The sequence below is a fragment of the Halorubrum sp. AJ67 genome (assembly GCF_000513435.1).
In genome coordinates this window covers 133,289-136,980 of the sequence record NZ_CBVY010000003.1, presented here as the reverse complement: position 1 = coordinate 136,980, position 3,692 = coordinate 133,289, and the positions used below count along the sequence as shown (strand labels likewise).

4 protein-coding genes and 1 pseudogene are annotated in these 3,692 nt (G+C 67.6%); 2 read left to right on the top strand and 3 right to left on the bottom strand.

Annotated features, from left to right (window positions below):
* The 3 genes from BN903_RS15560 to pyrB form a co-directional block, all read right to left on the bottom strand.
* Window positions 1–590, bottom strand: a 590-nt coding sequence (locus BN903_RS15560) for a hypothetical protein (RefSeq protein ID WP_048076786.1), incomplete at its 3' end; no start/stop codon positions are given.
* A 320-nt stretch (window positions 591–910) separates the two neighbouring features.
* The gene (gene pyrI, locus BN903_RS04355; protein ID WP_048076560.1) at window positions 911–1,369 is read right to left on the bottom strand and encodes an aspartate carbamoyltransferase regulatory subunit; all 459 of its coding nucleotides are present in this window, start codon (window positions 1,367–1,369) and stop codon (window positions 911–913) included.
* Window positions 1,366–2,307, bottom strand: a complete 942-nt coding sequence (pyrB, locus tag BN903_RS04350; protein WP_048076753.1) for an aspartate carbamoyltransferase — start codon at window positions 2,305–2,307, stop codon at window positions 1,366–1,368. The genes pyrI and pyrB overlap by 4 nt, the downstream gene beginning before the upstream one ends.
* Window positions 2,308–2,487: 180 nt before the next feature.
* Here pyrB and BN903_RS04345 point away from each other — a divergent pair, with 180 nt between their 5' ends.
* Both BN903_RS04345 and BN903_RS04340 read left to right on the top strand, forming a co-directional pair.
* Complete coding sequence (locus BN903_RS04345) at window positions 2,488–2,805, top strand: ASCH domain-containing protein (protein WP_048076559.1); 318 nt, start codon at window positions 2,488–2,490, stop codon at window positions 2,803–2,805.
* A gap of 100 nt (window positions 2,806–2,905) precedes the next feature.
* Window positions 2,906–3,692 (top strand): annotated as a pseudogene (locus BN903_RS04340) (TIGR00366 family protein); the annotation flags it as partial.

The window sequence follows — 3,692 nt, the reverse complement described above, 5'->3', positions numbered from 1 at the left end:
TACGCCGTGTCGTACAGCGGGACGACGAACTCGTCGACGTGGTCGGCCAGCCGGTCGAGGTCGAGACCGGCGCGCTCGTAGAGGTGGTCCGGGTAGGGATCGGGGTACAGCGTGAGCAGCAGGCGACCGGGGACCAACTCCGCCGCCTCGGCGACGAACTCGGTGATGACGTCGGCACGCCAGTCGGCGAACTCGTCGCGGTCGCTCTCGGCGAACAGGCGCTCACAGCGGTCGCAGTGACAGAACCCCTCGCGGGGGAACCCCACGTCGTCGAGGCGCACGTCGCCGTTCGCGGCGGCGCAGTCCGCGATGATCTCCAGCAGCCCATCGCGGTACTCCGGGTGGGTCGGGCAGATGTACGCCCAGTCGAAGTACTCGCGGTCGCGGGTCGCCGGCTCGCCGCGCTCGTCGACCGGAACGAGGTCCTCGTTCTCGCTCGCGGCGGCGTTGTCGCCGAAACACGACACCATGTTCACGGCGTTCGGCAGCGGCTCGGCCGCGCGGCCCGTGACGTCTTTGACCTCGTAGAAGCCGAGGTCGAACGGCTCCATGTCGACCTCGTCGGCGTTGCGCGTGACGACCCCGTACATGGAGCCGGCTACGGGACAGGTCGGTAAAAACGGACGGTATCGCGGCGTCGGCGCGCGATACGAGCCGGCGTCAGTGGTTCGGCGGACGATGCGGGTCAGCGCGCGATGCGGCTCTCGGAGGGAGCGGCGCGGTTACTCGACTTCGACCGGCTGCTTGTCGCCGGCGAAGAGGAAGTACGCGAGCGCGACGAGCGACAGCACGAGGACGAGCTTGGCTTTCTTGCTCATGTCTCCCACGTCGGGCGGCGGGCGCTAAAATCTACCGGAGTGCGAGACGGTCGCGGAGAGCGCGAGGCGTCGCGTAGTGAGAGAGGATCGTCTCAGACGTCGATGTGGTCGGCGATGTCCGCGCGCAGGATCGTCGCGCAGTAGTCGCAGCGCACGCCGTCGGCGACGACATCGAACCGGGTCTCGATCGGTTCGTCGGCGTTGGTGATGCAGTTGCGGTTCGGACAGGAGAGCACGCCCGTCACGCTGTCCGGGCGGGTGACGCGGTTCTTCTCGACGACCTCGAAGTCGCGGACGATGTTGATCGTCGCCTCGGGCGCGATGAGCGACAGGACGTCGACTTCCGACTGCGACAGCTCTCGGTCCTCGACTTTCACGATGTCCTTGCGCCCGAGGCGGTCGGAGGGGACGTTCATCCCGACGGAGACGCCGAACCCCTCGGAGCCGTCGATGCCCAAGATCGCGAGCACGTTCAGCGCCTGCCCGCCCTCGACGTGGTCGATGACGGTCCCGTCGCGGATCTTCGAGACGCGGAGCTCGTGTTCGCTCATCGGTCCACCTCCGTGCCTTCGGCGGCCTCGGCGTTCTCCATGAGAGTGTCGAGCAGCGCCATCCGCACCGGGACCCCGTTGTGCGCCTGCTGGAAGTAGCGCGCGTGGTCGGTCTCGTCGACGTCGGGCGCGATCTCGTCGACGCGGGGGAGCGGGTGCATCACGGTGAGGTCGTCGGGCGCGTCCGCGAGGGTGTCGGCGTCGATCTGATACTCGCCCGCGACACGGTGGTACTCGTTTTCGTCCGGGAACCGTTCCTTCTGGATCCGGGTGACGTACAGCACGTCGAGTTCGTCGAGGACGGGTTCGAGTTCCTCGTGTTCGCGGACCTGCGCGCCCGTCTCGTGGAGGTCGAACCGGACCGACCGCGGGAGCCGCAGCGACTCGGGGCTGATGAAGTGTTGGTTGACGTCGAAGTTCGTCAGCGCGGCGGCCAGCGAGTGGACCGTCCGCCCGTACTTCAGGTCGCCCATGATCCCGATCGTGAGGTCGTCGAGCCCGTGGTCCTCGCGGATGGTGTGGAGATCGAGGAGCGTCTGGGAGGGGTGTTGGCCCGCGCCGTCGCCCGCGTTGACCACGGGGACGTCGACGCGCTCGCCGGCCAGCGTCGCCGCGCCCTCGCTGGGGTGCCGGAGGACGATGGCGTCCGCGTACCCCTCGATGACGCGGACGGTGTCAGACAGCGACTCGCCCTTCGAGACCGACGAGGAGTCGACGTCGCCCATGTCGATGGTGTTCATCCCGAGGCGCTTGGCCGCGCTGTCGAAGCTCATTCGGGTGCGCGTGCTCGGCTCGAAAAAGCAGAGCGCGAGCACGCGGCCCGCGTGCCGGTCCGCGTAGGCGGCCGGGTCGTCGGCGACCGCTCGGGCCCGGTCGAGTACGGTCTCGATGTCATCCCGCGAGAGCTGGGTCGCGGTGATGAGGTGGTCCTGTCGCATCATCCGAGAAGGGCATCGGCAGTATCTTGAATCCCTCGGCTCGGAACGCGAAACCGATATTCACGGACGTGAACACCGCCGAGGCGGCGGTTTCGAGATCCGTAATTCGGGTGGTCGCGGCCCCGGTCCGAGTCCGCGCTCGCCGTCGCGCCTAAGCGTTCGCGGCACAAACGGACGGTCATGTCCGAAAACGATCCGGCCGACCTGCTGCCGAACGACCGCGTGAAGCAGGCGGCCCTCGACGGCGAGGTGACGCAGCTCCACCGCGGGAACCGGTACGGCGACGAGGGCGACACCTTCGAGATCGACGGCGTCGCCTTCGAACTGACCGAGGTGACCGAGCGCACGCTCGGCGACATGACGGACGCGGACGCGAAACGCGAGGGGTCGCCGTCGCTTTCGGCGTACAAGGAGCGAATGGTCAAGGCGCACGGCGGGAGCTTCGACTGGGACGACGACGCGGACGTGGTCCGACACCGGTTCGAGCGGGTCGAGTGAGGACGCCCCGCTGGCCTCCGCCGTCGGCACCGCCGGCGACCTGTCAGCCGTTACGACCGTATCCCATTATTTATGCTGTAGGATACTGGATACGGAGCGTATGGCAGCGAGTAGCGGGGCCGGAGTCATCGAACGTGTCGGGTTCCGAATATCGGAGATCGTCGAACGGTGGATGCCGAGTCCGTTCGTCTTCGCCATTCTATTGACGTATATCGTCTACGGGGCCGGACTGCTGGCCACCGACTCGGGACCGGTGGAACTGTTGGAGTTCTGGTACGGCGGGTTCTGGGCGTTCCTCGGCTTCTCGATGCAGATGGTGCTCATCCTGATGACCGGGTTCGTCATCGCGTACCACCCGCGGGTGAACGCGATCCTCCAGCGGCTCGCCGAGATACCGAACTCCGGCGCGCAGGCGGCCGCGTTCGTCGGGTTCATCTCGATGTCGCTGGCGTGGGTCCACTGGGGCTTCAGCCTCATCATGGGGGCCATCTTCGCCCGCGAGATGGGGAAGGTCGCGCACCGCAAGGGGATCGACGTCCACTATCCGCTGCTCGCGGTCGCCGGGTACATGGGACTCGGCCTGACGTGGCACTGGGGCATCTCCGGGTCCGCGCCGCTCCAGCTGACCGACGCGAACAACATCGGCGAGGGAACCGGCTTCGAGTTCCTCACGTCGACGGTGCCGGCCGCCGAGACCATCTTCCACCCGTACGCGCTCACGCTCACCGCGCTCTCCATCGTCTTCGCGAGCGCCGTGCTGTACGTCCTCCGCCCCCTCGGGAGGCCGCGCGGAAGGGGATCACGGAGTACGTCGACGAGGCGGAGCTGTTTGATTCGACAACGATGGGGGGCGCGCGGCGGACGACGCGGCCACCGACGGCGGAACC

Coding starts and splice junctions, on each gene's coding strand:
- pyrI (WP_048076560.1), bottom strand. CDS start 1,369: ATGAGCGAACACGAGCTCCGCGTCTCGAAGATCCGCGACGGGACCGTC.
- pyrB (WP_048076753.1), bottom strand. CDS start 2,307: ATGCGACAGGACCACCTCATCACCGCGACCCAGCTCTCGCGGGATGAC.
- BN903_RS04345 (WP_048076559.1), top strand. CDS start 2,488: ATGTCCGAAAACGATCCGGCCGACCTGCTGCCGAACGACCGCGTGAAG.